Genomic DNA, 3,126 nt, shown 5'->3' with positions numbered 1-3,126 from the left:
TTATAGGAGCTTGTAGAATCTTTAATCTATGGTCAAAAGTGGCTAAGAAGAGATCCAAGGGATTACTTAGAAGGAGGATCTCAGAAAGAAATCTATTTTGTGGTTGGCCAGATCCAATTGTAAAGATAATATCTCAAAATTATTGTGAAACATATAAAGAACTATAAGGAGAGTGAAAAATGAAAGAATTATTTACAAATCCATTAGTATTACAGATAGTGTTTGGTGTCATATTATTAGTTCTACCATCACCACTACTAAAGAAAACAGGAGACAAGGTAGGAGATGCTATTGAAGGTGTAGGTGGAGAAAAGGCTAGAGATGTAACATATAAAGTGTTAATAGATTTTGCTGAGGGGCTTAAAAGCTCAAAGCATGATGGAGATATCAATCTAACCTCTAATGACCAAATAGATAATGAACTTGATAAATATAAAGTGTCGCTGGGTTTGGAGGATTCCAAATTAAAGGAAAAGGATTAGAATTTAAGCTAGATCCGTGGAATTATAAAACTAAGTTATTTCAGTTTAAGATCTTTAGGAGAGCAAATTCAATAAGGGAACTGTTTTTAGGAGAGGGTTAAACCTCTTCTTTTTTATTAAAAAGAATAAAAAAACATATTTCTTGACAATTCATCTTTTTATCCATATAATACTTTTAGTTTGGAAAACTTTGTAATGCGAATTATTCGATACTAAAGGAGGAATAAATGAAAGTAAGAATTTATTATGGAAGTACAATAGGTGATACAGAATCAATTGCTCAAGTTTTGGGAGAAAAATTAGGTGCAGAAGTTGTGCCTATATCTTTAGGAATAAAAAATATTGACTGCTTAGACTTAATTTTGTTTGGATCTTCTACTTGGGGATATGGAGAGCTTCAGGATGATTGGGGGGACAGGATCAATATTTTAGGGAATATAAATTTATCAGGGAAAAAAATAGGTATTTTTGGAACAGGTGACCAAGAATCATATGAAGATACCTTCTGCGATGCTATGGGTATTATAGGAAAGGCAGCCAGAAATGCCGGTGGAGAAATAATAGGAATGACTTCAAAAGAAGGCTATAATTTTTCTAATAGTAAAGCTCTAGAAAATAATCAGCTAATCGGTCTTGCACTAGATATAAATAATCAGGATGATCTAACATCTTCCAGGATTGAAGAGTGGGTTGATCAACTTAAAAAAGAGGTATAAAATAAAAGGGATATTTTAAAAATATCCCTTTTAACTTAATAATTTGACTTCTTAAATTTTATAATTATTTTACTTCAGCAACTCCCATTTTAGCTAATAATGTTAAACTATCCTCTAAATGCCAGTTTTCAATAATCTTGTTATCTTTTATCGTATAGATATCTACTGCTACAAAATTAAAAAAATATGATTTCTATGTTTCAGAATAACTTTCATCTTTTTGCTGGCGAGTTAATTTCAACTGTTCTTCAAAGCCTTGATCATGAAAACATGCTATCACCTCAAAGAAAACGTTCATGGAAAGTTATTAAAATTACTGAAAGAACTATTAGAACTGTTATTGGAACAATTACTTTTAAGCGCCGATACTATCAAAATAAGCATACTGGTCAATATGCTTATCTGCTGGATCAAGCTATTGGGATATCACCATACCAAAGGCTAGGTGTCCTTTTAAAGGCTAAATTATTAGACTTTACTAATATACTTTAATATGAAAAATCAGGAGTAATAGCTTTAGATTTTGATATAGTTGTAAACAAACTGTTAAGAATATCGTTTCTAAATTCTCTGCGAAAAAGAATGATTTTTTTGAAGATAAAGCTAAGAAAGAAATGAAAGAAAAAATATCCCAAACAGCTCTCTCACGGAAGTCTAATTGGGATATTTTAGCTACATACTTTAAATATCCACAAGAAATCAGGACTCTAATTTACACTACTAATACCATAGAAGGTTTAATAGGCAGCTCTGAAAGACACCTTTTAAAAGAGGCTAATTTTAGTCTCTGATATTGCCATACAAAAAATAAAGTTCCAATATATTAAAACCAAAAAGCAATAATTAAAGAATTATTACTCATCATTTTATAAAAGTTTTACATTAATTTTTAAAGTTTATACAAGACTTACAACAGTCCCTTTATTACTTCTAATTTTATATTCTATCTACAATTATTATACACTATAACTATATTTCAAGTAATTTTATTTTCTTGCCTATTCTTTTAATAGAGCCATTTTCCTCCATTTTTTTAAGACTTTTATAAAAACTTGAGCGATTTAGATTATGTTTATCTACAAATTCAAAAATATTATCAATTTTAATAATATTTTCTTTTAAAGATTCTTTTAAAGATTCTTTTTTTAGTAAATATTCTATGATTTCTTCTCCAGGGGCAGTACTTCTAATAAAAAGGTCTTGAAGAATTACTCCTAAATATTTAAAGTTAAATTGGATAAACCATTTACTAAAATTAATATCTCCCATGAGAGTATCAACAATTTTAGGAGTTATTTTTTTTAAAATAGCTTTTGATTTAACCCTATAAAAAGGGTGTAATTGTTCTATATTAAAATATTTTCCAGCTCCTATTAATAAAAAACTTTCAGGTGAACAATTTATAGTCTTTATATATTCTCCATTTTTTCCTAAATAAAAATACTCTAATTCCCCTTCAATTATGATATGAATTCCTGAAAGATAAATTTCTTGTCCTTTTTTTAAGTTTATTTCTTCCAGTTTATCATAACAATCATAGCCTAAAAAAGATTTTATTCTATCCAAATCTTCATATTTTTTTGTTTTCATAGTTTATTTTCCCCTTTAAATAAATTTCTTAATATATATAAGAGAATTAAATTAAATTAAATTAAATTAAATAATAATCTAATAAATTTCCCAACTCTTAAATATATTTCTATTGTAACAGATATTAATACACACTTATGTATACATTAACACATAAACGCACTAAAATTTAATTAAAAATAGTTAGAAAATACCTTTGCAAAATATACTATAACCTGTAGACTAGACACTAGAAAAAAAGAGTGTCAAAATCTACAGGTTTTTTGTATACTTAAAAATAAAGATCAAGGAGTTCCCAATGTCTAAAAAATTATTCACTGAAAAGGAAATTAAAATAC

The 3,126-nt window shown here is 27.6% G+C and carries 4 protein-coding genes; 3 read left to right on the top strand and 1 reads right to left on the bottom strand.

The window, feature by feature from the left end:
- Positions 1–179: 179 nt before the first annotated feature.
- From WBG30_RS04215 to WBG30_RS04205, 3 genes are all read left to right on the top strand, one after another.
- Complete coding sequence (locus tag WBG30_RS04215) at positions 180–482, top strand: hypothetical protein (protein ID WP_424503395.1); 303 nt, start codon at positions 180–182, stop codon at positions 480–482.
- 227 nt (positions 483–709) lie between these two features.
- Positions 710–1,198: a flavodoxin gene (locus WBG30_RS04210; protein WP_424503394.1), complete on the top strand. Its 489-nt coding sequence runs from the start codon at positions 710–712 to the stop codon at positions 1,196–1,198.
- A gap of 195 nt (positions 1,199–1,393) precedes the next feature.
- On the top strand, positions 1,394–1,690 hold the full coding sequence (locus WBG30_RS04205; protein ID WP_424503393.1) for a UPF0236 family transposase-like protein: 297 nt from the start codon (positions 1,394–1,396) through the stop codon (positions 1,688–1,690).
- A gap of 477 nt (positions 1,691–2,167) precedes the next feature.
- On the opposite strand, the gene WBG30_RS04200 is transcribed toward WBG30_RS04205, so the two are convergent.
- The gene (locus tag WBG30_RS04200) at positions 2,168–2,788 is read right to left on the bottom strand and encodes a hypothetical protein (RefSeq protein ID WP_424503392.1); all 621 of its coding nucleotides are present in this window, start codon (positions 2,786–2,788) and stop codon (positions 2,168–2,170) included.
- Positions 2,789–3,126 lie beyond the last annotated feature (338 nt).

Source organism: Psychrilyobacter sp. (assembly GCF_049671765.1).
In the GTDB taxonomy this organism is placed as follows: domain Bacteria; phylum Fusobacteriota; class Fusobacteriia; order Fusobacteriales; family Fusobacteriaceae; genus Psychrilyobacter.
This window is presented reverse-complemented; position numbering and strand designations above follow the sequence as displayed.